At 37.1% G+C, this 23,908-nt stretch carries 24 protein-coding genes and 2 pseudogenes; 23 read left to right on the top strand and 3 right to left on the bottom strand.

Going from position 1 to position 23,908, the window contains the following annotated elements; translation table 11 throughout:
- The first annotated feature begins 51 nt into the window (after positions 1–51).
- Genes HMPREF9073_RS11835 through HMPREF9073_RS11810 form a run of 6 tightly spaced genes read left to right on the top strand, consistent with a single transcriptional unit; the run spans position 52 to position 3,511 of the window.
- Positions 52–930, top strand: coding sequence for an ABC transporter permease (locus HMPREF9073_RS11835; protein ID WP_034555892.1), 879 nt, complete (start codon positions 52–54; stop codon positions 928–930).
- Positions 931–943: 13 nt separating this feature from the next.
- Entirely contained in the window at positions 944–1,198 is a 255-nt protein-coding gene (locus HMPREF9073_RS11830; RefSeq protein ID WP_009414016.1) for a DUF3098 domain-containing protein, read from the top strand.
- Between the two features lie 4 nt (positions 1,199–1,202).
- A complete protein-coding gene (locus HMPREF9073_RS11825; RefSeq protein ID WP_002680813.1) occupies positions 1,203–1,433 on the top strand; it encodes a ferredoxin in 231 nt (76 codons plus the stop codon).
- 5 nt (positions 1,434–1,438) lie between these two features.
- A complete protein-coding gene (locus tag HMPREF9073_RS11820; protein WP_009414014.1) occupies positions 1,439–2,056 on the top strand; it encodes a porin family protein in 618 nt (205 codons plus the stop codon).
- Positions 2,057–2,089: 33 nt separating this feature from the next.
- Positions 2,090–2,578: a hypothetical protein gene (locus HMPREF9073_RS11815; RefSeq protein WP_225883633.1), complete on the top strand. Its 489-nt coding sequence runs from the start codon at positions 2,090–2,092 to the stop codon at positions 2,576–2,578.
- Positions 2,579–3,511, top strand: a complete 933-nt coding sequence (locus tag HMPREF9073_RS11810; protein WP_009414012.1) for a hypothetical protein — start codon at positions 2,579–2,581, stop codon at positions 3,509–3,511.
- On the opposite strand, the gene upp is transcribed toward HMPREF9073_RS11810, so the two are convergent.
- On the bottom strand, positions 3,485–4,138 hold the full coding sequence (gene upp, locus HMPREF9073_RS11805) for a uracil phosphoribosyltransferase (RefSeq protein ID WP_009414011.1): 654 nt from the start codon (positions 4,136–4,138) through the stop codon (positions 3,485–3,487). The two genes, HMPREF9073_RS11810 and upp, sit on opposite strands and share 27 nt — an antisense overlap.
- Before the next feature lie 139 nt (positions 4,139–4,277).
- On the opposite strand from upp, the pseudogene HMPREF9073_RS11800 reads away from it, so the two are divergent.
- Positions 4,278–4,863: pseudogene (locus HMPREF9073_RS11800) on the top strand (porin family protein).
- 78 nt (positions 4,864–4,941) lie between these two features.
- On the opposite strand, the gene HMPREF9073_RS11795 reads toward HMPREF9073_RS11800, so the two are convergent.
- The gene (locus tag HMPREF9073_RS11795) at positions 4,942–6,183 is read right to left on the bottom strand and encodes an exo-beta-N-acetylmuramidase NamZ domain-containing protein (protein WP_369699439.1); all 1,242 of its coding nucleotides are present in this window, start codon (positions 6,181–6,183) and stop codon (positions 4,942–4,944) included.
- A gap of 61 nt (positions 6,184–6,244) precedes the next feature.
- On the opposite strand from HMPREF9073_RS11795, the pseudogene HMPREF9073_RS11790 reads away from it, so the two are divergent.
- The 9 genes and pseudogenes from HMPREF9073_RS11790 to HMPREF9073_RS11750 all read left to right on the top strand — a co-directional run bounded on the left by HMPREF9073_RS11790 (position 6,245) and on the right by HMPREF9073_RS11750 (position 14,626).
- Positions 6,245–7,403: pseudogene (locus tag HMPREF9073_RS11790) on the top strand (ABC transporter permease).
- A gap of 28 nt (positions 7,404–7,431) precedes the next feature.
- Positions 7,432–7,968: a hypothetical protein gene (locus tag HMPREF9073_RS11785; protein ID WP_009414005.1), complete on the top strand. Its 537-nt coding sequence runs from the start codon at positions 7,432–7,434 to the stop codon at positions 7,966–7,968.
- A gap of 52 nt (positions 7,969–8,020) precedes the next feature.
- Positions 8,021–9,265, top strand: a complete 1,245-nt coding sequence (locus HMPREF9073_RS11780) for a peptidase U32 family protein (RefSeq protein ID WP_009414004.1) — start codon at positions 8,021–8,023, stop codon at positions 9,263–9,265.
- A 2-nt stretch (positions 9,266–9,267) separates the two neighbouring features.
- Positions 9,268–10,074, top strand: coding sequence for an undecaprenyl-diphosphate phosphatase (locus tag HMPREF9073_RS11775; protein WP_009414003.1), 807 nt, complete (start codon positions 9,268–9,270; stop codon positions 10,072–10,074).
- Between the two features lie 17 nt (positions 10,075–10,091).
- Positions 10,092–10,865: a phosphatase PAP2 family protein gene (locus tag HMPREF9073_RS11770; RefSeq protein WP_009414002.1), complete on the top strand. Its 774-nt coding sequence runs from the start codon at positions 10,092–10,094 to the stop codon at positions 10,863–10,865.
- Between the two features lie 13 nt (positions 10,866–10,878).
- Positions 10,879–11,643, top strand: a complete 765-nt coding sequence (locus HMPREF9073_RS11765; RefSeq protein WP_009414001.1) for a class I SAM-dependent methyltransferase — start codon at positions 10,879–10,881, stop codon at positions 11,641–11,643.
- A 139-nt stretch (positions 11,644–11,782) separates the two neighbouring features.
- The gene (locus HMPREF9073_RS11760; RefSeq protein WP_009414000.1) at positions 11,783–12,787 is read left to right on the top strand and encodes an FAD:protein FMN transferase; all 1,005 of its coding nucleotides are present in this window, start codon (positions 11,783–11,785) and stop codon (positions 12,785–12,787) included.
- Positions 12,788–12,829: 42 nt separating this feature from the next.
- A complete protein-coding gene (locus tag HMPREF9073_RS11755) occupies positions 12,830–13,864 on the top strand; it encodes an FAD:protein FMN transferase (protein ID WP_009413999.1) in 1,035 nt (344 codons plus the stop codon).
- A 78-nt stretch (positions 13,865–13,942) separates the two neighbouring features.
- Complete coding sequence (locus tag HMPREF9073_RS11750) at positions 13,943–14,626, top strand: 5'-methylthioadenosine/adenosylhomocysteine nucleosidase (protein WP_009413998.1); 684 nt, start codon at positions 13,943–13,945, stop codon at positions 14,624–14,626.
- A gap of 4 nt (positions 14,627–14,630) precedes the next feature.
- On the opposite strand, the gene HMPREF9073_RS11745 is transcribed toward HMPREF9073_RS11750, so the two are convergent.
- On the bottom strand, positions 14,631–15,890 hold the full coding sequence (locus HMPREF9073_RS11745) for a M64 family metallopeptidase (protein ID WP_009413997.1): 1,260 nt from the start codon (positions 15,888–15,890) through the stop codon (positions 14,631–14,633).
- 108 nt (positions 15,891–15,998) lie between these two features.
- Between HMPREF9073_RS11745 and HMPREF9073_RS11740 the strand changes: the two genes are divergently transcribed.
- From HMPREF9073_RS11740 to brnQ, 7 genes are all read left to right on the top strand, one after another.
- On the top strand, positions 15,999–17,027 hold the full coding sequence (locus HMPREF9073_RS11740; RefSeq protein ID WP_009413996.1) for a glycosyltransferase family 9 protein: 1,029 nt from the start codon (positions 15,999–16,001) through the stop codon (positions 17,025–17,027).
- Positions 17,024–17,734, top strand: coding sequence for a head GIN domain-containing protein (locus HMPREF9073_RS11735; protein ID WP_009413995.1), 711 nt, complete (start codon positions 17,024–17,026; stop codon positions 17,732–17,734). Before HMPREF9073_RS11740 ends, HMPREF9073_RS11735 begins: the two co-directional genes overlap by 4 nt.
- Positions 17,735–17,743: 9 nt before the next feature.
- Complete coding sequence (gene aroQ, locus HMPREF9073_RS11730; protein WP_009413994.1) at positions 17,744–18,163, top strand: type II 3-dehydroquinate dehydratase; 420 nt, start codon at positions 17,744–17,746, stop codon at positions 18,161–18,163.
- Positions 18,164–20,995, top strand: coding sequence for an AsmA family protein (locus HMPREF9073_RS11725; protein ID WP_009413993.1), 2,832 nt, complete (start codon positions 18,164–18,166; stop codon positions 20,993–20,995).
- Positions 20,976–21,440: a methylated-DNA--[protein]-cysteine S-methyltransferase gene (locus HMPREF9073_RS11720; RefSeq protein ID WP_009413992.1), complete on the top strand. Its 465-nt coding sequence runs from the start codon at positions 20,976–20,978 to the stop codon at positions 21,438–21,440. Before HMPREF9073_RS11725 ends, HMPREF9073_RS11720 begins: the two co-directional genes overlap by 20 nt.
- A 10-nt stretch (positions 21,441–21,450) precedes the next feature.
- Positions 21,451–22,395: a GSCFA domain-containing protein gene (locus HMPREF9073_RS11715; RefSeq protein ID WP_009413991.1), complete on the top strand. Its 945-nt coding sequence runs from the start codon at positions 21,451–21,453 to the stop codon at positions 22,393–22,395.
- 152 nt (positions 22,396–22,547) lie between these two features.
- Positions 22,548–23,852, top strand: coding sequence for a branched-chain amino acid transport system II carrier protein (gene brnQ / locus HMPREF9073_RS11710; protein ID WP_034555890.1), 1,305 nt, complete (start codon positions 22,548–22,550; stop codon positions 23,850–23,852).
- The last annotated feature ends 56 nt before the right edge of the window (positions 23,853–23,908 follow it).

Here is a 23,908-nt window from a genome sequence, read left to right as displayed (position 1 = left end):
AAAATATTATACTTTTGCCTGATTTTTAGTTTATAAATAGAAAAAACAAGAATGGCTCGGTCTATTGATTCTTTTAACAAACGACGATTACTCACTTCCTATTTTTCGGTAATAGTGAGCATTACCTTAGTACTCTTCCTATTGGGATTCTTTGGTTTTTTAGTGTTCAGTACTAAAAAGTTAGCCAATCACTTCAAAGAACAAGTAACTGTTACTATCCTCATTAAAGACGAAGCTAAAAGTGCCGATATCGCTCAATTACAAAAAACACTCTCAGTAGCTTCATTTGTAAAATCATTGCGATTTATCTCCAAAGATGAAGCTGCTGAAACCTTTAGCAAGGACATAGGCGAAGATTTTGTGAGCTTCATTGGTACAAACCCCTTACAAAATGTTATCGACTTGAGCTTAAAAGCCGATTATGCTGAACCCGATAAAATGGCTGAAATAAAACGTGAATTAGAACAAAACTCTTTTGTATCGGAAGTAGTATACGATCAATCCCTCGTCGCTCTCATTCACGAGAACGTAAATAGAATAGGACTTATTACTTTAGTATTTAGCGCACTCTTCACCTTTGTATCGGTACTACTCATCAATGCTTCTATTCGCCTATCTATCTACTCTAAACGTTTTATTATCAAAACAATGCAATTGGTAGGTGCCACCCGTAGTTTTATACGTCGCCCGTTTATCCGCACTAATGTACGCTTGGGTATTTTGAGCGCTTTTCTCGCTATACTGCTATTCTACGGGGCACTCTTAGCAATTGTAAAATCATACCCTGAGTTTTCTATATTATTAGACAACACGATATTATGTATCGTTTTTATAGGAATTTTCGCTATGGGAATTCTCATCAGTTGGTTGAGCACTTATTTTGCTACTCAACGATTCTTAAACTTAAACACAAACGATCTCTACTATTAAATAAACAACAGATATGAAACATCATTCAACTTCTATATTCGGAAAGAAAAACTATCTCATAATGGGAATAGGATTAGCGGTAATCGCTATTGGTTTTATACTGATGAGCGGTGGCGGAAGCGACAACCCCGCAGTATTTGATACATCGATTTTTAATTTCAGACGCATTCACTTAGCCCCTGCTTTGGTGCTATTAGGCTTTGCTATTGAAATATATGCCATTTTAGTAAAACCTAACGAAGAAGAAAATACAAAAAAAAATGCATAAGGCTATGGTGATTGTAACTCTACAGCGCGAAAAGTGCATAGGATGTAACTATTGTGTAGAGATGGCACCAGAGCAGTTCCAAATGTCTAAAAAGGACGGCAAAAGTGTACTATTACGCTCTACCGAGAAAAAAGGTTTTTTTACACTCAAAAGTTATGACGATAGCATTTTTGAAGATTGTGAAAAAGCTCAAAAGGCTTGTCCTGTAAAGATTATAACTACTAAAAAAATATAATAACAATGAAGAAAATAGTATTATTATCAATATGTTTATTAGCTTCTTATAGTATAGAAGCTCAATATATAGGACTCAAAGCTGGGTACAACTACGCTACCCTAAAAGGCAACGTGAGTGACAGTGCTAGCTTTAAACCTTATCACGGTTATTTTGCAGGAATTACATTAGAGTTCCCGCTCTCTAATTTGTTCTCTCTACAAGTAGAAGGTATTTACAACCGACGTGGAGCAAATATCACCTCCAATACTTATGGCAAAGCTAAACTGAGTTTAGATTATATCTCTTTACCTGTGATGGCGCGCTTCAATGTAGGAAAAGGTATCAACTTGCACATAGGACCTCAGTTAGAATATCGTATCGACAAACCTAACTTTTACTTTGATGCAGGTACCGACCCTGTAACACGTGTAAAAGACGATGCATTAGACATTATCGATGGAGCAATGACTGTAGGCATTGGTTATATGACCGACTCTGGGTGGTTTTTTGAAGCACGCTGGGTACAAGGGCTCACCAGTATTTTTGAGTCAGACGAAACTAGTCTCACTCGCACAGGTATCAGTCCTGATTACAATTTCAAAAATAGGACACTTTCTGTAGGGGTGGGATATAGGTTTTAAATAACAAATAAATTAAGTAATAGGTTACAGATGATGAGAAAATTTATAATTATTATAATACTTTTTATAGGATTGTGGGGTTGTGAAAAAGAACGACGTGCACGCAATCCTTACTTGGGTGAGGTGCCTATTAATCTTGATGTTACAGAACTTGATATGCTAAGATATCGACTCCAAAGTATTGGTAATAGTGCTTTTATTTCTCAACAAGGGCTCAGAGGCATTTTTGTTACTTGTTATGGTGAAGGACGTTATTTAGCTTGGGAAGCTGCTTGTCCTAATCACTCTTTAGACGGCTGCTACAGCAGGTTATACAGCGTTAAAACCCCTACTGAAGAAGCTAATTATGAACTCCACGATTATACTTATGTAAGATGCTCTTGTTGCCATACAGTTTACAGTCTAACTACAGGTAATCCTTTTGTTTTAGGAAATATTGCTAAACCTTATCCTCTACTCAACTACAATGTTACTGTATCGGGAACCTCTGGTAAATATTCGTTAAAAATCCGCAATAACTAAATGCTCTCAAAATACTTTGAAAATACAAAGCCCATCACCTTTATCATAGTACTATTAGCACTTTTGATAGGCGATGGGCTATATCAATTTCAGATATTACAACAGCCTTTAGAGGTTGGGGCACATCTTTTATTTTTGTCTATCAACCTTACACTACTTCTATTTTCCTTAATATTACTGCACCAAATAGATAGATGGAATGAACTCACCGAAACTAAAAACAGTTATTCTATCGCCTTCTTCAGTATTTTAATAGTGCTCTTTCCTACTCTTTTTGACAATATAAAATTAGTAGGAGCTAACTTACTGATCATCATAGCTCTGTGGAGAGTACTTACCTTAAAAACTGGAGAGGGGATTCCTCAAAAGTTATTGGATACCTCCCCACTCATTATCTGTGCGAGTTTGCTATATCCTTGGGCATTGGTATTCATACTAAATGTATGGACTTCGCTATTGTTCTATGGGGCTGAGAAGCGCCGTTATTGGTTTATCCCCCTCTTAGCTCTTTTAGTAATTGCTTTATTAGGAGGGGCTATACTTATAATATTACAAATACCTTTTTCTTTTGATAGTTATTACAACTTAGTAACTACCGATATAATGCGATTATTACAACTTCCCTCCTACCCTATTGCCACAACAATTGCTTTAATGAGTTTAGGATTGTTATTTTTAGTATCAATAGTAGTGTATTATTTCAGAAGTACTTATCACAGCATTAGCTCAATAGTGGTAGTACAATTTTTATGGGTAGGTTTGCTTGTAGCATTTTTATCAAAAGAAGTGATTTATATTTTTGCCCCCATAGCCATACTTTTTGCATTGTATATCGAAAAAATACGACTATGGTGGCTAAAGGAAACTGTACTATGGATACTATTATCTCTGCCTGCTACAATACTCTTACTCCATTTTATTACCAAAAGCTAAATCGCCTGCATCACCTAAGCCAGGCACTATATAACCGTGATCGTTGAGGAGTGGGTCGATAGTAGCAATCCACAAGTGAGTGGTTTCAGGAAATTTATCTTCTAAATATTCTATCCCTTGTTGTGCCCCAATTACAGCAAATAAGTGTATTTCTTTAGGAGTTCCTAAAGGCTTCAAAGCGTTGAACACATTGGCAAACGAACGACCTGTAGCCAGCATCGGGTCGGCTAAGAAAAGTATTTTACCATCTAAAGAAGGAGAGGCAAGATATTCTACCATTATATCAAAATCGGTTTCGGAAGTGTGTTTGCGATAAGCCGATATAAAAGCATTATCTGCATTGTCAAAATAGTTCATCAAGCCTTGATGCAATGCCAAACCGGCACGCAAAATAGAGCAAATTACAATCTCATCTTTGGGTAATTGTACTTTTTTTTCACCTAATGGGGTAGTAATTACCTCAGTTTTGTAATGTAGAAATTTACTCATTTCATAACACAATACTTCGCCTATACGTTCTAAATTTTTACGAAAACGCATACGGTCTTTTTGGATATTTACGTCGCGCAACTGGGCGATAAATCGGTTTAATACAGAGGGCTCTTCGCCTAAATGGTGTATAATCATTGGTGTGGTAACTTTAATATTTTCAAGCCACAAAAGTAGTATATAATTTATTAATTTCCAAATTTGCTAATTTGCTATTTTATTTTTTGGCACGCTATTTGGGATAATCACAGCGAAACATTAAACAATAATTAAGCGTATGAAAAAAACAATCACTAAATTAACAGCTTTTATTGCTATAATGCTACTCACCACTACTGCTTATGCCCAAGAGTTTCACTTAGGAGCTAAAGCAGGTGCTAACTTAGGAAAATTGGATGGTGTTGCCTATAAGTAAAGGCTTCAAATTGGGATACCAATTGGGCGGCTTTGTAGAATATGACTTCAATGACAAATGGGGGCTACAAGGCGAGATTCTATTTAGCCAAACTAATACAAAGTTCCGTGATAGTTATCAATCAGTGTGGGATGAAAAGTTTGATAAAGAAAAGACTTTGAACTATGTAGGCGTACCTTTACTCTTTAAATACAATCCTAGTGGGTTGATTTCATTGCACGCAGGTCCGCAATTTAGTTTTCTTGCTAATAAAGATGATAGCACTTGGGAAAATGGTAAAAAACTTTTCAAAGATACCGACTTCTCGTTAGTTGCTGGTGCCGAAGTAAATTTAGGTCCGCTCTTTGCTTACGGTCGTTATGTATGGGGCTTTTCTGATATTAGCAATACCCTTAAAGAGAAAGCCACTACCCAACAAATTCAACTGGGTGTAGGCGTACGTTTTTAGACTTACGAATATATTAGTTAATTAGAAGATAGGTTTTAAGGATTAACAAGTATCACCTTAAACCCTATCTTGTTTTTTTTAATATAGCAGGTATTTTTTTCTTACTTCTTTAAATTTTCCTAACTCTTTTTGCCAGGTTTGGCGTATTTCAGCTTCAGTTTTACCTTCTATAATTTGTTTTTTGAGAGCATCGGTACCTGCTATTCTATTGAAAGAGGATGTGAAGAAAGGCATTTTTACCCCCTTACTTTGTTCAAAAGCTTTTTTAAGCCAAGAAAGATTGAGTTGGTTTAAGCGAGGTGTTTTGCTCAAATCTTCACCATAACACAATTTCCCATTAAACTTTGGATTTTTATCTCCTGCATTAGGGTGGGGTGTAAAACTAAATGTACTTTTCGCAAAATAAGGTGAACCATAAATTTGAAACTGCTGAGAAGTACCACGCCCCATACTCACATTAGTTCCTTCAAAAAAACACAAACTGGGGTATAAGTTTATCGACATATCATTAGGCAGATTGGGCGATGGTTTTACTGGTAGTCTATAGGGTGTTTGGTGAGTATAGTTCGCTAACGGAATCACCTTTAAATCAGCAGTAACACCTTCGTGCAACCACTTTTCACCATTAATCATCTGAGCGTATTCACCAATAGTCATTCCGTAGACCACAGGCACAGGGTGCATCCCAATAAAACTCTTAAATTGTGGTTTCAGTACTGGCCCATCAATATAATGTGCATTAGGATTAGGGCGATCTAACACTATTATAGGAATATGCTGCTCGGCACAAGCCTCCATTACATAGTGTAAAGTAGAAATATAAGTATAGAAACGCACACCTACATCTTGTAAATCGAAGAGTACGAGGTCTACCTCTTTCAGTTGTTCAGGGGTAGGCTTTTTATTTTTACCATAGAGTGAAATGATAGGTAAGCCCGTTTTAGAATCTTTGCCATCTTTTACCATTTCACCCGCATCAGCTTCTCCTCTAAATCCGTGTTCGGGAGCAAAAACCTTACTGATGTCTATTTTTTTCTTTAATAGGGTATCTATTAAATGTACATAATTACCTTTTTCAGTCTTCACAATTCCTGTTTGGTTAGTGACTACAGCTATATTTTTTGCACGCAAATCCTTAATATAAAGATACATTCGGTTTGCGCCTACAACTACTTCTTTTGTCTGTTTTTCAGCTTTTTGCACAGAAGAGTAGTCTTGCGATTGTCCATTATTTTTGCACGAAATGAACGTACATAAGAAAAAAAGTGTAATTTTGGCACTTCTAAAAGGCATTATTGTTTTGAATGTTGAATATTTCATAGCAAAAAGAGTTATTTTCTCAAAAGGGGACAAAGGTACAATTTCTTCTCCAATTATCAAAATGGCAATAGCTGCTATTGCTGTAGGAATGGTGATGATGCTCATCGCTATTGCTACGGGTATTGGTTTGCAACAAAAGATTAGAGAAAAATTAGTAGTTTTCCACGGTCACATACAAATTTTCGATTACGGCAGTAATTGCTTCACAAGTTACTACCAAACCTATTAGCATACAACAGGATTTTTACCCTAATTTTTCAGCAGTGCCCGAAGTTACTCATATTCAAGCAGTAGCAACCAAAGGAGGAATTATCCGTACCGAGAATACTTACGAATCCATTCTCGCTAAAGGTGTAGGGCAAGATTACAATTGGTCACTTATTCGCGATTTTATTACCGAAGGGCGCACTCCTAATGTATCAAGTGAAGAACTGACCGATGAGATACTGATGTCCACCTATTTAGCTAACAGACTGCATCTTAAACTCGGCGACCACTGCCAAGCTATCTTCTTAAAAGACGAAGCTGCTCAAGCTCCTAACCAACGCAATTTTAAAATTGTAGGTTTATACAACAGTGGTTTTCAAGAGTTTGACGCATCGTATATCTTCACTGATATTCGTCATATTCAAAAAATCAACAAATGGAAAGCTGATGAGATAGGCAATTTTGAACTTTTTATCAAAGATTTTGATCGTATTGAGGCAGTAGGCAAACAGGTATACGGCAAAATTGGTACTTTCCTCGATTCACAAACAATTATTCAAAGATTTCCTTTTATTTTTGAGTGGCTCAGTATGTTCGATTTTAATATTTACCTCATCATCGGGATAATGATAGTTGTAGGTGGATTTAATATGATTACAGCTATTCTCGTGCTCATTTTAGAGAAAACCCCAATGATAGGAACTCTGAAAAGTTTAGGAGCTTCTGACCGCAGTATTCGCAAGATTTTTTTATATAATGCTACCTATATCATAGGTTTAGGTTTATTATGGGGTAATATTTTAGGTTTCTTACTATTGTGGTTACAGCAGCGTTACAGTATTATCAAGTTAGACCCAGCAACCTATTATGTAAGCGAAGTACCTATTGCTTTCATTCCCTTATGGGTAATATTGCTCAACATAGGGGTCTTGTTGTTGTGCTTACTAATGTTGCTCATCCCTACCTATGTGATTACCAAAATATCACCTACTAAATCGATGAAATTCTCCTAATTTCTAAACTTAATTAATTATAATCTATATGAAACACTTTTTGTTAACTTTAGTACTTTTTTCAGTAGCAACTTTGGCAATGGCTCAAAGCCCAAACATTTTAGATCCTGCTTATCAAAACAGCCGCCCTAATCCTTGGACTTTTGGAGGAAATATAGGCTTTAGCTATTCTTATGGCTTAGGGGTAGATATATCACCACGTGTGGGGTATAAAATCACCGACGATTTAGAATTAGCCGCTATTGTAAATGGTTCACTACAACACAGTGAGTATTTTCGTAGCCTTTCAGTGTCAGTAGGTCCTGCTTTATCATACTATATAGGAAGGGTAGCCTATATAAGCACTAGCTATCAGCATTATTTCATCTCTCAAAAACACAAAACTACCAATATGAAATATAATACCGAAGAGGACGCTCTTTATATCGGGGGAGGATATATGCAGAACTTAGGAGGCAATGTGTATGTGCAAATAGGCGCAAGCTACAATGTGCTCTATAAAAAAGACAAAAGCATTTTTAGCACTGGTTTTATACCCAATATAGGTGTTGTTATAGGGTTGTAATTGGCTAATTGACAAATTATTCATACCTTTGCGCCCTCAATCACTATAAATAATGACAAATACAGGAAAAATTGAACTAATGGCTCCCGCTGGAAACTTCGAGTCACTACAAGCAGCAATAGATAACGGTGCCGACTCAGTATACTTCGGGGTAGACCAACTCAATATGCGTGCAAGAGCAAGCATTAACTTCACCATTGCCGACCTTGACGAAATTGCTCGCCGTTGTGCTCCTAAAGGCATCCGCACCTACCTCACCCTCAACACTATCATCTACGACCACGATCTTTCTATTATCAAAACACTACTTGATGCAGCAAAAAAAGCAGGGCTTACTGCTGTGATTGCAATGGATCAGGCTGTAATAGCCTACGCCCGCCAAATAGGAATGGAAGTGCATATCTCTACTCAAATCAATATCACCAATATCGAAACCGTGCGTTTCTACGCTATGTTTGCCGATACGATGGTGATGAGTCGTGAGCTCAGTTTGCGACAAATAAAAAAAATATGTGAGCAAATAGAAAAAGAGCAAATCAAAGGTCCTTCAGGCAATCTAGTAGAAATAGAAATATTTGGGCACGGGGCACTTTGTATGGCAGTATCAGGCAAGTGTTATTTGAGTTTGCACTCTCACAATTCTTCAGCTAATAGAGGTGCTTGCAAACAAAATTGTCGTAAAAAATACACCGTAATCGACCAAGAAAGCGGTTTTGAAATAGAACTTGACAACGAATATATGATGTCACCTAAAGACCTCTGTACTATCGACTTTCTCGACCAAGTAATTGATACTGGCGCAAAAGTATTGAAAATTGAGGGGCGTGGACGCGCCCCAGAATATGTAGCTACTGTAATTCGCACCTATCGTGAAGCTATTGATGCCTATTACGCAGGTACTTATTCTAAAGATAAGTTTGAAGGATGGATAGAGACTCTAAAAACTGTATATAATCGTGGCTTCTGGGGAGGTTATTACTTAGGACAAAAATTGGGTGAATGGAGCGAAAACCCTGGTTCTAACGCTACCCAAAAAAAAGTGTATATCGGGCAAGGCAAGCACTACTTCCCTAAAACGGGTATCGCTGAATTTGCTATTGAAGCCTTTGATATAAAAATAGGCGACAAAATCCTCATCACAGGCCCCTCTACTGGTGTGCAAGAGCTTGAGCTTACCAGTATGATGGTCAATGATGTCCCTGCCGAACGTGCTAAAAAAGGCGATTCTTGCACTATAAAAACTAATTTCAGAGTGCGACTATCTGATAAACTCTATAAAATAGTAAAAAATAACTAATAATGAACACACTACAAGCAATTATAATTGCCATTATCGAAGGTCTCACCGAGTATCTTCCTATCTCATCTACAGCACATATGGGCTTTACAGCATCTCTTATGGGTATCCCCGATGACGAATATTTGAAAATGTTTCAGGTATCTATACAATTTGGTGCTATTCTCTCAATTGTAGTGCTATATTGGCGTAAGTTCTTCAACTTTACTCAATGGCAATTCTATTTCAAATTAGCTTGTGCCGTAGTGCCTGCTCTTATACTTGGCAAACTCTTCGACGACAAAATAGAAGCCGTTTTAGGTAACCAAAAAGCCATTGCTATTACACTTATCATAGGAGGAATAATGTTATTGTTTGTAGACAACTGGTTTAAAAACCCTACCATTCACGATGAGAAGCAAATCAGTGTAAAGAAAGCTATAACCATTGGCTTTTGGCAATGTTTAGCAATGATGCCAGGCACCTCGCGTTCGGCAGCCTCTATCATAGGTGGGATGACCCAAGGACTCACACGTAAAGCTGCTGCCGAGTTCTCCTTCTTTTTAGCCGTCCCTACAATGCTTGCCGTAACTGTATATTCTATTTTCTTGAAGAAATGGGGGAATGCCGAAGAAAAAGGTTACGAGTTGATAATGAAAACCGATGAGAGTTTTTGGCTGTTTATTATAGGTAATGTAATAGCTTTTGTAGTGGCTATGATAGCTGTAAAATTCTTTATCCATATCCTCACAAAATTCGGCTTCAAAGTATGGGGCATCTACCGCATCATAATCGGAACTGCATTGCTAATCTATTTCTCTATAAACTAACTACTGATACACCTAAAATGAAAATATTATTTCTGACAATAGCTTTTGTTTGTCTGCTCATTCACTCTATAAAAGCTCAGACAGATAGTTTATCAGTAATGGATGAGCAAGGAATCGTAGCCGACACTTTGCGCAGTGATGCGGAGAAACCACAACTCAAACAAGTAATTTTACCTGCTTCTCTCATTACCTTAGGAGTAATTTCTAATGCTACCTACATAAATCGCTATGTACAGCGCCACGTTTATAATTATTCTGGCGGCCATAAGTTACGTATTGACGACTATATACAATACGCTCCCATTGTAAGTGTTTTTGCTTTTAGCAACTTAGGCGTAAAAGCTAAACACACCGTCAAAGAACGATTGATTATAGGAGCTACCGCCTATGCTATAATGGGGGCTTTGGTAAACGGAGTGAAATACACTGCCAAAATACAACGCCCTGATAGTAGTGCTTTCAACTCCTTCCCTTCAGGGCATACAGCAACTGCTTTCACAGGAATGGAAATCCTATGGCAAGAATATAAAGATGAAAATGTGTGGGTAGGTATCAGTGGCTATGTCTTTGCTACTACGGTGGCAACCTTCCGCTTATACAACAACCGCCACTGGATAGGTGATGTATTAGGAGGAGCAGGGATAGGTATCCTTAGTGCAAAAGCAGCTTATTGGCTCTTCCCTTATACTTCGAAACTGCTCAAACGTAAAGAAAAATCATCCATACAAATGGCTCTCTACCCCGTTTATTCTGATGAAATGAAAGGTGTAGGGCTAACCCTATTCCACTAAAAAATAGCTTCTAATGGCAATTATTACCACTATATTAAACAAAGTACCCCGACCTTGGCTCATCAAATTGAGCTATTGGGTGCGCCCCTTTTTATCTTTCTATCTACGAGGTAAAAAATATCAAGACCCCATTGACGGATATACTTTTAGAAAATTCTTACCCTATGGCTATGGCAAAGCACGCCCCAATGTGCTCTCCCCCTCTACCCTATCATTAGAACGCCATAGGTTGTTATGGCTCTATCTCACTCGCGAAACAGACTTCTTTTCCAAACCCTTAAAAGTACTACACGTAGCTCCCGAGCAAGCCTTCTATAAACGATTTAAAAAGCAAGCTAACCTCGATTACCTCACAACCGACCTCTATTCGCCTTTAGCTGATGTAAAAGCCGACTTATGTGCCCTCCCTTTCGAAGATGAAAACTTTGACGTGATATTTTGCAATCACGTGTTAGAACACATCCCCGATGATACCCAAGCAATGCGAGAACTCTATCGCGTGATGAAAAAAGGTGGTTGGGGCATTTTTCAAGTACCACAAGACTATAACCGAGCAGTTACTTTTGAAGACAACAGTATCACCGACCCCGAAGAGCGTACACGTATCTTTGGTCAGTACGACCACGTGAGAATATACGGAATGGATTATTTTAACAAACTCCGTGGCATAGGTTTTGAGGTAGAAGAAATACACTATGCTTCTAAATTATCCACTGAAGAAATTGAACGCTACCGCATTGTAGCAAATGAAATCATTCCTCTGTGTAAAAAGAGGTAATAGAGAGAAAAATAACAACACTTAACTCCCTTGTTGCTAAAGAGTTGTTAAAAATGTTAAGAAAAATATAAAAAAATAATTGCAAAAATACTTGCAGATTTAAAAAATAGCTGTATCTTTGCCCTGCATTTATAAAAAAATGAAATATTTATTATTGAGTATCCCCCTACTTTTTGTAGGTTGCCAAACTGAAAAATTACACTTTATAGAAGGTGAAGCACAAGGTTCTACTTATCATATTAAATATATAAGTAGTAGTAATGAAAACTTACAGCCCGCTATCGATTCTATTTTACAGGTGATAGACCAATCTATGTCTACCTACAAGCCAGATTCTGATATTTCTAAAGTCAACAACGGAGATACCACTGTGGTAGTAGACGAGCACTTTAGAAAAGTTTTTGAAGCTTCTAAACAAATATGGCAAGAAAGTGAAGGTTTGTTCGACCCTACTGTAGGAGTATTAGTAAATGCTTGGGGATTTGGCAAACAAAAAATAGCCGATAAAGATCTCCCTACCGATGAAAAGATAACAGAACTTAAAAAGTATGTAGGCTTTAATAAAGTACAACTTACTGATAATAATCATATCAAAAAGGAGTACCCTGAAATATTGTTTGATTTCAATGCCATCGCCCAAGGCTATACCTCCGATGTCGTAGCTGCCTTTCTTAATTCCAAAGGTATTGAAAACTATATTGTAGAAATAGCAGGTGAGATGTTCTTAAAAGGAAAAAATACTTTAGAAAATAAAGAATGGACAATAGGTGTTGAAAACCCTATCAAACCCTTAGATGAAAGAGAGCTAATCACTACTATACAATTTAAAAATCAAGGGCTTGCAACTTCTGGTAATTATCGCAAAGTATGGATGGATAGCAACGGACGCAAATATGTACACTCCATCAACCCCATTACAGGGCGTGCTTCCCAAAGTGATGTACTCAGTGCTACTGTAGTAGCTCCTTCCACTATGTACGCCGATGGTTATGCCACAATGTTTATGGTAATGGGAATGGAAAAAAGCAAAGCTTTCTTAGCAAAACACCCTAATTTAGCTGTACTTTTAGTATATAGCAACGATAAGAATCAAGAACTTACTTTTAAAACCCAACCTTTTGAAAAATTAGAAAAGAAACAATAAAATTTAATAGACTAAAATATCAATTTTTAAATATATGCAAATATGAACAGAAAAATTTTAACATTATGCTTGGGGGCTTTGCTCTTATTTTCTTGTGATAACACAAAGAAAACCCCAAAACTTTATGAAGTAGAAGGGAAAGGTGGTAGTGTAGCTTATCGCGTGAAATACATCTCTACCGATAGTACTGACTTGAAGCACAGTATCGATTCTCTTGTAAAAGTAGTAGATCTCTCTATTTCTTCTTACAATCCTGAATCTATTGTATCAAAAATCAATCAAGGGATTGAAACTACTAAAGTAAACGATCACTTTAAGAATGCTTTTGCCACTGCACAGAAAGTATGGAAAGAAAGTGGAGGATTTTATGATCCAACTATAGGAATTCTTGTGAAGGCTTGGGGGTTTGGTAAAGAACCCATCCAACCTATTTCTAAATTACCTACAGAACAACAAATCGACAGTTTGAAAAAATATGTAGGTTTTGAAAAAGTTCACATTAGCAATGACGATTATGTAAAAAAACAAAGTCCAGCTATCCAGTTAGACTTAACTTCTGTACTAAGAGGTTATACCGTTGATGTAATTTCGGATTTCTTGAAATCTAAAGGCATTGAGAATTTCTATGTAAAAGTAGATAGTGAAGGCATTGTGCTTGGTAGGGATATTGTGAACAATACTCCTTGGAAAGTAGAAGCTGAAGATCCTTACGAACTAAATAATAATTACCAAGAAGTAATTCTAAACCTTAATAATGAATCAATTTCTACTGATGAGAACTATCGTAGAGTATGGATTGATGGAAATGGCAAACGCTTTGTGCACATTATCAATCCTTTTACTGGTCACCCAATGACAGGAGAAATGCTCAGTGCCACTGTAATTGCTAAAACAGCTGTAGAATCAGATGCTTACTCTACTATGTTTATGATCATAGGACTTGAAAAAAGCAAAGAGTTCTTAGCTAAACACCCTGAACTTAAAGCTTTATTAGTATATAGTGATCAAAACAATGAGGTTAAAACTTACAAAACTCAGAACATAGAACCTCTTATTGTAGCTGTAGCACAAAATTAATTGAAAGTAAAATAGAAATGAAGGGGACTGCTTGACAACTCAAACAGTCCCCTTCTAAATTGCTAATTATTAATTGATATGATTGGAATTATTGGTGCAATGGAGCTTGAAATCAACACCTTAAAAGCTTCCATTGAAAATTGTAAAGAAACAAAAATAGGGCGCTTTGTATTTTATGAGGGAAAACTCTGCGGTAAAGAGGTAGTGATTTTACTATCAGGGATAGGAAAAGTAAGTGCCGCAGTAGGTACTACCTTGCTTATAGAGCATTACCACCCTTCACTTATCATCAATACGGGAACCGCTGGAGGATTGGACAATACTTCTGTACACGATTTAATCTTAGCTACCGAAGTGCGTCACCACGATGTAGATGTAACAGCTTTCGGTTACGAAATAGGACAACAAGCGCAAATGCCTCCTGCTTTCAAAGCTGATGCCCAGTGGAATGAAAAACTAAGATCTGTAGCCTCTGCTCATCAGTACATTTTACATTACGGACAAGTAGTAAGTGGTGATTCATTTATCTCAGACCCTAAACGTTTTGATGAAATTTCACTTAACTTTCCTAAAGCTAAAGCTGTAGAGATGGAAGCTGCTGCCATTGCACAAACTTGCTATATGCTAAATATCCCTTTTGTGATGTTACGCGCTATATCTGATAAGGCAGGCGAGGGCAACGCTATTTCCTATAACGAGTTTGTAGAGGAAGCAGGACGTATTTCAGCTTCTATAGTTGAAGCTTTCTTATCAAGCTGCTAACATCCTATTTAGTGTAAAAATCAACTGTTTTGCGAATCGCACGTTCACATACAGGGCAAAAACCCTTCGGATCGTTAGATTTCATTCGGCAATCTTGCATAGGACTATAAACCCCTTTACTAGTATACCCTCCGCCTTCAAAAGCACCGAGGGTATTTTTGTATTTCGAGATACGAGGAGTAGGAATAGGAGTTCCTTTTTTTACCATATCTTTCCACTTGCTCTCAAAATTCACTAAGGTAGTGATGTTTTCTTCCCAAGGCTCTATCTTAGGGTCATAAGTTTCTTGAAAAGTAGGATCCCAATCGTAGTAATATTCATCAGCTAAGCCCACAAAACCGTGTCCAAATTCGTGTATGTACACTTTTTCGGAGAGTTCATTATCAGCTGAGGCTAAATTGAGGTGATTATAAAAAGCTCCACCTCCATAAGTAGATGTATTTACCAATACATAAATTTGGTCATAAGGCACAGCTGAGGCAGCATCAGCAATGGCTTGCATACTATTAGTAGTAAGATAACGCTCTTGATTAAACGTATAGAAAGACGCGTTAAATGCTGTATTTTTATAAATATGTTTTCCTAGTACATCGGTACCACTTTCTTTAGAGGGCACTGCAATGGCATAGACATTAAAATCTTTTTTGAGTTTATCAAAAGGGGGAATTGTGAACATATAGTCCGTCATACGTTGTGCATCGGCGTAGAATTTTTCAGTTTCAGTAACTGTATAACCTTCTGCTAAAATCACAATATCCACTTTTTTAGCTGCATTGCCATTGTTGAGCAATTGCTTTATAGGGTAGCTGGGTTGTGTTTCTTCAATAATAAAATAATCATCTGGAGATAATTCTTTAGTAGCAATAGTGTGAAATACTCCTTGTTTATCGCGTTTATCGAGATGCAAAAGGAGTTTTTTAGTAGGAAAAGGCAATTGCATTGCGTGAGCAAAAAGGCGTTTTTCAGCTTTTGCTTCTTCAAGAGTAGCCCATTCATTAGCTAAAGAATTAAACCCCTTTGAAAATACTAATTGAGTACCATCAAACACTTGCAGACGAAAATTCCCCAAATTAGGAGCAATGAGGTGTGAATGTGAACCTCCCCAATATGGTTCTTTCTTTAGCTGACCAAAAATTACTTCTGTTTTTTGGGCATCAGAGAGTAAGTTAAAGTCTATACGAAGACTTTTATCGAAGGTAAAAACCGTGCTATTTTGAGCGAAAATAAACTGCGTGAGAAAAAAAAGTAAAAATAAATGCCTCATATTTAGTTGATATTAAAAATTATTTACTACATTTGCACTGATTTTAGTTAGAGATGGTAGCTTTTCAGCTGCCAAAGATAATAATAAAAACATTCATACCAAAACAAAATGGAACATATCGCTGTATTTAGAATGTCGGCAATGGGTGATGTAGCCATCAGTGTACCTGTTGTAACGGCCTTTTCTGAGCAATATCCTGACGTAAAAATTACCTACCTCACACGTCCGTTATTTGCTCCAATGTTTTCTCATCTACCTAATGTAGAGGTTTTTAGCCCTGAACTCAACGGTAAACACAGTGGCTTAATGGGTTTGTATAGGCTCTATAAAGAGCTAAAAGCAAAAGGAATTCAGGGAGTGGCTGATATTCATAATGTATTACGCACTAATATCCTTAAACTTTTTTTTAAAGGCTCTAAAATACCTTTTAAACAGATTAACAAAGGCAGGAGAGAAAAGTACGCTCTTACACGCTATAAATTTAAAGTTTTTGAACCGTTAAAACCTTCGTACCAGCGATACGCCGATGTATTCGATGCCCTAGGTTTCCCTATTGATTTGAGCGACGACTATTTGCTCCCTCCTACCCCACTGAGCGAACCTGTAGAAAATTTGCTAAATGGAAGTGAGTTGCACATAGGGGTCGCACCTTTTGCATCCTTTATAAGCAAACAATACCCTTTTGACAAAATGTGTGAGGTGATTGAAAAACTCTCTCAGCGCTACCCTAATAGTATGATTTACATCTTTGGAGGTGGCAAAGAAGAAGAGCAAAAAGTAGCTCAAATTCAGTTGCCTAATACCGAAAATATGGTAGGTAGGCTCTCGTTCAAACAAGAATTAGAACTCATTTCTCATTTGGATATAATGATAGGAATGGACAGTGGTAATGCGCACCTATCAGCAATGTATGGAATTCCAACTATTACTCTTTGGGGAGTTACACACCCTTACGCAGGCTTTTATCCGTATGATCAACCTAAAGAGAATGCCCTTTTAGCCGATAGAACACTATATCCGCTCATTCCTACTTCAGTTTATGGAAAAAAATACCCAAAAGGCTATGAAAAAGCCATAGAAACCATTTCAGTAGAAATGATATTAAACAAAGTAGAACAAATATTAAATGTATTATGAAAAAAATTATGACTTTTATGATGACTGCTCTATTAGTAGGAGTAGTGTATTGCCAAAAAAATACTAATGGCGAAAAAGAAATCAAAACTGAAGACCGAAAAGTAGCTGCTTATGAGTCAGTCGAAGTATCGGGAGCTTATCATCTTGTGCTCACAGAAGGCGAAGGTGGTGCTTTAAAAATTAAAGGACAAAAAGAGGTACTTCCGTATTTGAAAACAAGTGTATCAAATAAGGTACTCTACGTGAGTATAGACAATAAATACAAACTAAAAACTTCATTAACAGTATATGTACCCATTAATACTTCTTTGAAAAAGATAGTAACAAAAGGTGCTGTTGATGTTTCTACACAAGGAAAACTAAAAGTAGGTGAGTTACAGCTCAAAATAGAAGGCAGTGGCGACCTCGATGCTACTGTAGAGGCTACCGCTCTTGATGTACAGGTAGCTGGAGCAGGCGATGTAGATATAACAGGTACAGCCGAACGACTCAATGCCGTAGTAAAAGGAGCGGGCGATATAGACCTTAAAAATCTCATCGCTAAAAAAGCTACTTTGCGTATAGCGGGCGCTGGAAACATTTCAGCTCACGTAACTGAAGATGTAGACGCTTCTATAGCAGGCGCAGGTGGCATCACTGTAAAAGGTAATCCGCCTGTATTTAAGAAAAGTGTAAAAGGTATAGGGCGCATCAAAATAGAAGAGTAGGATGTGTTTATGAAAAAAATAATGATTATCAATGGGCCTAACCTCAACTTGTTAGGAACTCGTGAACCTGAAATTTACGGCTCTCAAACTTTTGAAGCGATATTAGCCGAGTTACAAACTAAGTTCCCTCAATGTGAATTGCTCTACTTCCAAAGCAATCACGAGGGAGCTCTTATTGATAAAATTCACGAAATAGGCTTTACTTTTGAAGGAATAGTGCTCAATGCTGGCGCTTATACCCACACTTCTATCGCTTTAGCTGATGCTATCAAAGCTGTTAAAACTCCTGTAATAGAGGTACATATCTCCAATACTTTTGCCCGAGAAACTTTCCGTCATCATTCTTATTTATCAGCAGTAGCCAAAGGTGTGATTGTAGGGTTGGGAATAAAAAGTTATGAATTAGCAATACGAAGCTTTATCGACTAAATGAAGAAATATCTACTTAAAACGCTGAAATACTTAGGAATAGTAGTGGGATTACTATTAGCCTTTGTAATTGTTTTCCCAATGCTCTACCCCGAGTATGTTACCGAAAAAATAAAGAAACTAGCCAACGACAACCTCAACGGTGAACTGAACTTCTCTAAGGCAAATCTCACTTTCTTTACCCATTTTCCCTCTCTTACCCTTAACTTAGACGATGTACTCCTCAAAGGGTCAGCTCCCTTTGAGAACGACACTTTAGTATCGGTAAAACGACTCTCTTTAGGGATAGATGTGAAGGAATTGCTCTTCTCTAAAAAAATTGATATAGAGGAGATTTATCTTAAAAATGCTTTTGTTCATATCCAAGTAGACAAACAAGGAGGAGCGAGTTATAATGTGTACAAATCATCAGAAGAAACTACTGACGAAGGAGATGATGACGCTCGCGTAGATTTACAACGCATTGAATTAAAAGATACTCGATTGATTTATGACGATAAATCTACTGGTATTTACATTCAAGCCAACGGCTTTAACTACTTTGGAAAAGGAGGTTTAGAAGAATCTATTTTTGATTTGCGCACCAAAGCCCAAATACAATCATTAGATTTTATCTTTGGTGGTGAAACTTATCTAAAGGACAAACACGTAAATGCAGAGCTTATCACTCAAATCAACACGCATTCATTATCATTTATATTTCAGCAAAACGATTTGAAAATAAACCAATTACCCGTAGACTTCAAAGGAAAGTTAGACTTCTTGAGCAATGGTTATGACCTCAATTTCGAAATCAATTCTAAAGATAGCAATCTCAACGATTTCTTTACAGCTTTGCCCCCTCAGTTTACCCAATGGCATAAGAAAGCTACCCTTAAAGGAAAAACTGACATTTTCTTTTCAATGAAAGGAAAATATATTGCTTCACAAAACCTGAGTCCCGATATTTTCTTTAAAATGAAAGTGAGAGACGGCTATGTAGGCTATGAAGGTGTGCCTGCACCAGCCGAACATCTCTTCCTAAACATAGAGACGAGTCTGCCCTCTTTAGATGTGAATAAAGTAGGGGTTAAACTCGATTCTATCTATTTTACAATTGGCAAAGAATATTTTTCGGGTATCTTGAATTTAAACGGTATCAATCCCCCAGTGATTGATGCTAAAGTGCGTGCAAACATCAACGTAGCAAACGTAATGCACTTATTGGATATGAAAGATTTAGAGGTAAAAGGAATACTTTTAGCCGATATAAAATCTAAAGGAACGTATGCCCCAGAACAAAAGCTATTCCCTATTACCAAAGGTAATTTAGAATTTTCGGAAGGTTATGTAAAAACACCTTATTACCCCAATCCTATCACCAACATACATTTTAAAGGCAAAGTGGAGAATACTGATGGCAGTATGAAAACACTAGCGTTACAACTCAACCCTCTCAATTTTCTTTTTGAAAATAAGCCTTTTACAGTGAATTTAGCAATGGAAAATTTTGACGATATTCACTATGATATCCAAGCAAAAGGTGAACTCAACATTGCTAAGATTTATAAAGTATTCTCACAAAAAGGCTTGGAATTAGAAGGTTATGCCAATGCCGATGTATCGCTAAAAGGTACACAGAGTGATGCCACCAATGGGCGTTATCACTTATTGCAAAACAAGGGTAGCATTGAACTTCGCAATATCAAAACAATATCAGAATATTTACCAAAACCATTTATTATTCAGCAAGGACTTTTCAGGTTCCAGCAAGATGATATGCGCTTTACTAATTTCCGTGCTACTTATGGTAAATCCGATTTTTTGATGAACGGACGAATGAGTAATGTCATCAACTTTTTGTTCTCTAAAAATCAGATACTGAGAGGTAATTTTTCAGTAGTCTCTAACTATATTGATGTTGATGAGTTTATGTATGCTTCCCCTGCTTCCTCACCAGAAGAAACAAAAGATGAAACTACTACAACCCCAACACCTACTGTTACTTCTGAAAAAGGGGTAGTGATAGTACCTAAACCTTTTGACTTTAACCTAAATGCTAACCTGAAAAAGGTAGTTTTTCAAGGGCTTGACATTCTCAACCTCAAAGGAAGTACGCAACTAAAAAGAGGTACTTTAGCCCTGAAAAATGTAAACTTCAACGTTATAGGAGTTACCGCTCAAATCAATGCTAAATACGGCGATGAAACCCCTAAACGCGCTCATTTTAACTTTGATATCAAAGCTGAAAACTTTGATGTGCAACGCGCTTATAAAGAGGTCAAACTCTTTAGAGAAATGGCTTCAATGGCTAAAGATGCACACGGTATTGTTTCTTTAGATTATAAAGTAGCTGGAAAACTCAACGATGAGATGTTACCTATCTACCCCTCACTTAAAGGAGGAGGCGTACTTTCGGTGAAAGATGTACAAATGAAAGGTTTTAAACTTTTCAATGTGATTAGTGATAAAACAGGTACAGATGCACTAAGAGATTCTAAACTTTCTACTATCGACATCAAAAGTGAGATTAAAAACAACCTCATCACTGTAGAGCGATTTAAGTTTAAGGTATCAGGATTCCGCCCACGTATTGAAGGACAAACCAGTTTCGACGGAAAACTGAACTTTAAAATGCGTTTAGGTTTACCTCCTTTGGGAATCATAGGTATTCCTATAAAAATAACAGGAACTCAAGAACATCCTAAAATAGGCTTAGGAAAAAAATCTAAAGATTTAGAAGAAACTGAATACAATGCTAATAACGAAGCTACCAATGAAGAAAAAGATACTGAAATTATACAAGAAGAAAATCATCACCCCAATAGGAGTGATGATAGCAATGGCAACTGATGAAGCTATTTGTGTATTAGATTTTCTTGACCAAACAACTTGGTATCGAGATCAAGCTGAAGTACTTTTGCGCTTGGAAGCTAAAGATATGGAGCAAGAAAACGCCTTGCTTTTAGAACTCGAAAAGCAACTCAAAGAATATTTTGCTAAAGAGCGCAAAGAGTTTACGTTACCCATTACCTTAGTAGGCACACCCTTTCAGGAAGAAGTGTGGAAGGTATTGCAAACCATTCCGTATGGTGAGACACGCACTTATAAAGAACAAGCAATTGCTGTAGGAAATCCCAAAGGCGTTCGTGCAGTAGCCAATGCCAATAGTAAAAATCGCCTCTCTATTATCGTACCTTGCCACCGTGTGATTGGCAGTAATGGTACGCTCATAGGTTATGCAGGTGGTCTTAGCCGAAAGGAGTTTTTGTTGAATTTAGAAAAAAGTAATTCCTAATACTATAACTATGGATTTTAGAACAATTGTGCCTATCTCTAAAGCAACAAAAAGCATTACTTACTATAGCTCTATAGTGAGTTTAGGCTCGTGTTTTGCTGTGAATATGGCACAAAAGTTCGCTTATTACAAATTTTCTATTACAGTAAATCCGTTTGGAGTGCTCTTTCATCCACAGGCTATTGAGTATATTCTGCAACATACCATTGCACACACTCCTTATACCGCTGAAGATTTCTTCCTTCACGATGAATTGTGGCATAGTTTCTACTTTCATTCGGATATGAGCCGCCCCTCACTCAAAGAGGCAATACACTTGGCTAACAGCCAGCAAATACAATTGCAACAAGCCTTGCAAGAGGCGAGCTTTTGTTTTATCACCTTGGGGACAGCTTGGGTATATATCTACAACAGCACCAATACTATCGTAGCAAATTGTCACAAATTGCCCTCTCAACACTTTTCTAAACGCTTGCTCTCAATAGAAGAAATCACCGAGAGTCTCAATCATATTATTACACTACTCACACAGCTCAACCCCTCAATAAATGTGATTTTTACTATTTCTCCTGTACGCCATATCAAAGACGGCTTCTTTGAAAATCAGGTGAGTAAATCACAACTCTTCTCAGCTCTATACCCTCTTATCACCAACAACAAGAGCCTTTATTTTCCTGCTTACGAATTGCTATTAGACGAATTGCGCGACTATCGTTTCTACGCCAATGATATGGTGCATCCATCGGAAATGGCTATCAATTATATTTGGGAGCGTTTGGTTGCTACCTATATAGAAACTGCCACTCAAGCAGATATGAAACAAGTAGATAGTATCCAGAAAGGCTTATTACACCGTCCCTTTCATCCCGATACTGAGAGTCACCAACAGTTTTTAGCCCAGTTGCAACAAAAAGTAGAGGCATTTACTATGAAATATCCCCATATTAGGTTTTAGGAAGCTCTTTCTCCTTCAAGAGATATGAATATCCAAATAGGTAGTATTAACTGCTAAAAAAAAAGAAAACAAAGAAAAAATAAAGAAAAATTTTCTTTTAATAAAAGAAAGTTGTATCTTTGTGGCGATATAAACTATTAAACCTAATGATTATGGATAAAAAGAAATTTATCACTGTTGTAACAGCTGGTTTTGCTCTATTTGCGATGTTTTTTGGGGCGGGCAATTTAGTTATCCCTCCCTATATAGGATTAAAAATAGGAGCTTTAAGTGGTGTGGCTTTTGCAGGTTTCTTTGTATCGGACATACTGCTATCGTTCTTGGCGGTGGTAATGGTAGCCTCCATAGGGCTCACCTTCACCGATTTAGGCAAGCGTTTTCCCCCATTATTCGTCAATGCGCTTGTTTTCATTATCATCGTTACGCTAGGGCCTCTCATTTGTGTGCCACGAACGGGTTCTACTACTTATGAAGTAGCTGTACAACCTTTCTTCCCTCAAATAGACAAGATTACCTTTGGTGTGTTCTACTTTGGTATTACCTTATTGCTTTCTATTTCAAAAGCTAAAATAGTGGATATCATAGGTAAAATCCTTACACCTTTTTTGATTCTTTCGCTTACAATTTTGATAGTTGTGGGTACTCTCAATGCCCCTAAAGAGTTGGCTGATAATGGTTATACCTTTAGAGAAGCCTTTGCTTTTGGTTTTTCGAAAGGGTATTTAACTTTAGATGTGCTGGCGGGGGTTATTTTCTCAGGCTTAATTATTTCATCTATAGTTCGTGAAGGGTACCAAAGAGAGGCTGATAAAAAGCAGGTTACCATACTCTCAGGGATAATATCCGCAGGCTGTTTGGTGTTTATCTACGGAGGACTATTATATTTAGGTGCAACCTCTAATCTTTCCCCTTCAGAAGAAGGCGTTAGTTATATAGATATACTAAAACACATAGCTTACAATGTATTGGGTAGCAATGGAGGAATTGTTATCTCAGTAGCAGTAGCTTTTGCTTGTCTAACCTCAGCGATTGCTATTGTATCGGCTATGGGTGAGATTTTCGAGAATATCAGCAAAGGGCGTATTCCTTATAAATGGGGGGTATGGATTTGTAGTATAGTATCCTTTGTCCTTTCTATTCAAAGTGTTGAAGAAATCATACATTACGCCGGTTATTTGTTAGATTTTTCATATCCTATCACCATCGCGCTTACGCTGTTTGTACTTTTCTTTGGTAAACAAGTAAAAAGCAATACTCCTTATATAGTAGGAGTGACACTCACCGCTGTATTATCAGGACTTTTTATCATCGGCGATTTGCAGAATATAGAATGGATTATTAAATTCAGAACATTGTTGCCCTTAAGTAGTTATAAAATAGAGTGGTTTTTACCTGCTTTCTTATCGTTTGTCATAACAACAGTGATAATACGAATCCAAAGTTTCCCAAAGAACTAAGCTAATTCTATTTAACTAATATATAAAAAGAGGCTGTCCAAAAAGTTTAGTTTAAA

Source organism: Capnocytophaga sp. oral taxon 326 str. F0382 (genome assembly GCF_000318295.1).
Lineage (GTDB): Bacteria > Bacteroidota > Bacteroidia > Flavobacteriales > Flavobacteriaceae > Capnocytophaga > Capnocytophaga periodontitidis.
This window is presented reverse-complemented; position numbering and strand designations above follow the sequence as displayed.

Coding starts and splice junctions, on each gene's coding strand:
- HMPREF9073_RS11830 (WP_009414016.1), top strand. CDS start 944: ATGAAACATCATTCAACTTCTATATTCGGAAAGAAAAACTATCTCATA.
- aroQ (WP_009413994.1), top strand. CDS start 17,744: ATGAAAAAAATAATGATTATCAATGGGCCTAACCTCAACTTGTTAGGA.
- HMPREF9073_RS11785 (WP_009414005.1), top strand. CDS start 7,432: ATGAAACACTTTTTGTTAACTTTAGTACTTTTTTCAGTAGCAACTTTG.
- HMPREF9073_RS11765 (WP_009414001.1), top strand. CDS start 10,879: ATGGCAATTATTACCACTATATTAAACAAAGTACCCCGACCTTGGCTC.
- upp (WP_009414011.1), bottom strand. CDS start 4,138: ATGATTATACACCATTTAGGCGAAGAGCCCTCTGTATTAAACCGATTT.
- HMPREF9073_RS11725 (WP_009413993.1), top strand. CDS start 18,164: ATGAAGAAATATCTACTTAAAACGCTGAAATACTTAGGAATAGTAGTG.
- HMPREF9073_RS11715 (WP_009413991.1), top strand. CDS start 21,451: ATGGATTTTAGAACAATTGTGCCTATCTCTAAAGCAACAAAAAGCATT.
- HMPREF9073_RS11745 (WP_009413997.1), bottom strand. CDS start 15,890: ATGAGGCATTTATTTTTACTTTTTTTTCTCACGCAGTTTATTTTCGCT.
- HMPREF9073_RS11825 (WP_002680813.1), top strand. CDS start 1,203: ATGGTGATTGTAACTCTACAGCGCGAAAAGTGCATAGGATGTAACTAT.
- HMPREF9073_RS11775 (WP_009414003.1), top strand. CDS start 9,268: ATGAACACACTACAAGCAATTATAATTGCCATTATCGAAGGTCTCACC.
- HMPREF9073_RS11820 (WP_009414014.1), top strand. CDS start 1,439: ATGAAGAAAATAGTATTATTATCAATATGTTTATTAGCTTCTTATAGT.
- HMPREF9073_RS11760 (WP_009414000.1), top strand. CDS start 11,783: ATGAAATATTTATTATTGAGTATCCCCCTACTTTTTGTAGGTTGCCAA.
- HMPREF9073_RS11795 (WP_369699439.1), bottom strand. CDS start 6,183: ATGAAATATTCAACATTCAAAACAATAATGCCTTTTAGAAGTGCCAAA.
- HMPREF9073_RS11780 (WP_009414004.1), top strand. CDS start 8,021: ATGACAAATACAGGAAAAATTGAACTAATGGCTCCCGCTGGAAACTTC.
- HMPREF9073_RS11735 (WP_009413995.1), top strand. CDS start 17,024: ATGAAAAAAATTATGACTTTTATGATGACTGCTCTATTAGTAGGAGTA.
- HMPREF9073_RS11770 (WP_009414002.1), top strand. CDS start 10,092: ATGAAAATATTATTTCTGACAATAGCTTTTGTTTGTCTGCTCATTCAC.
- HMPREF9073_RS11720 (WP_009413992.1), top strand. CDS start 20,976: ATGATAGCAATGGCAACTGATGAAGCTATTTGTGTATTAGATTTTCTT.
- HMPREF9073_RS11835 (WP_034555892.1), top strand. CDS start 52: ATGGCTCGGTCTATTGATTCTTTTAACAAACGACGATTACTCACTTCC.
- HMPREF9073_RS11815 (WP_225883633.1), top strand. CDS start 2,090: ATGAGAAAATTTATAATTATTATAATACTTTTTATAGGATTGTGGGGT.
- HMPREF9073_RS11750 (WP_009413998.1), top strand. CDS start 13,943: ATGATTGGAATTATTGGTGCAATGGAGCTTGAAATCAACACCTTAAAA.
- HMPREF9073_RS11740 (WP_009413996.1), top strand. CDS start 15,999: ATGGAACATATCGCTGTATTTAGAATGTCGGCAATGGGTGATGTAGCC.
- brnQ (WP_034555890.1), top strand. CDS start 22,548: ATGGATAAAAAGAAATTTATCACTGTTGTAACAGCTGGTTTTGCTCTA.
- HMPREF9073_RS11755 (WP_009413999.1), top strand. CDS start 12,830: ATGAACAGAAAAATTTTAACATTATGCTTGGGGGCTTTGCTCTTATTT.
- HMPREF9073_RS11810 (WP_009414012.1), top strand. CDS start 2,579: ATGCTCTCAAAATACTTTGAAAATACAAAGCCCATCACCTTTATCATA.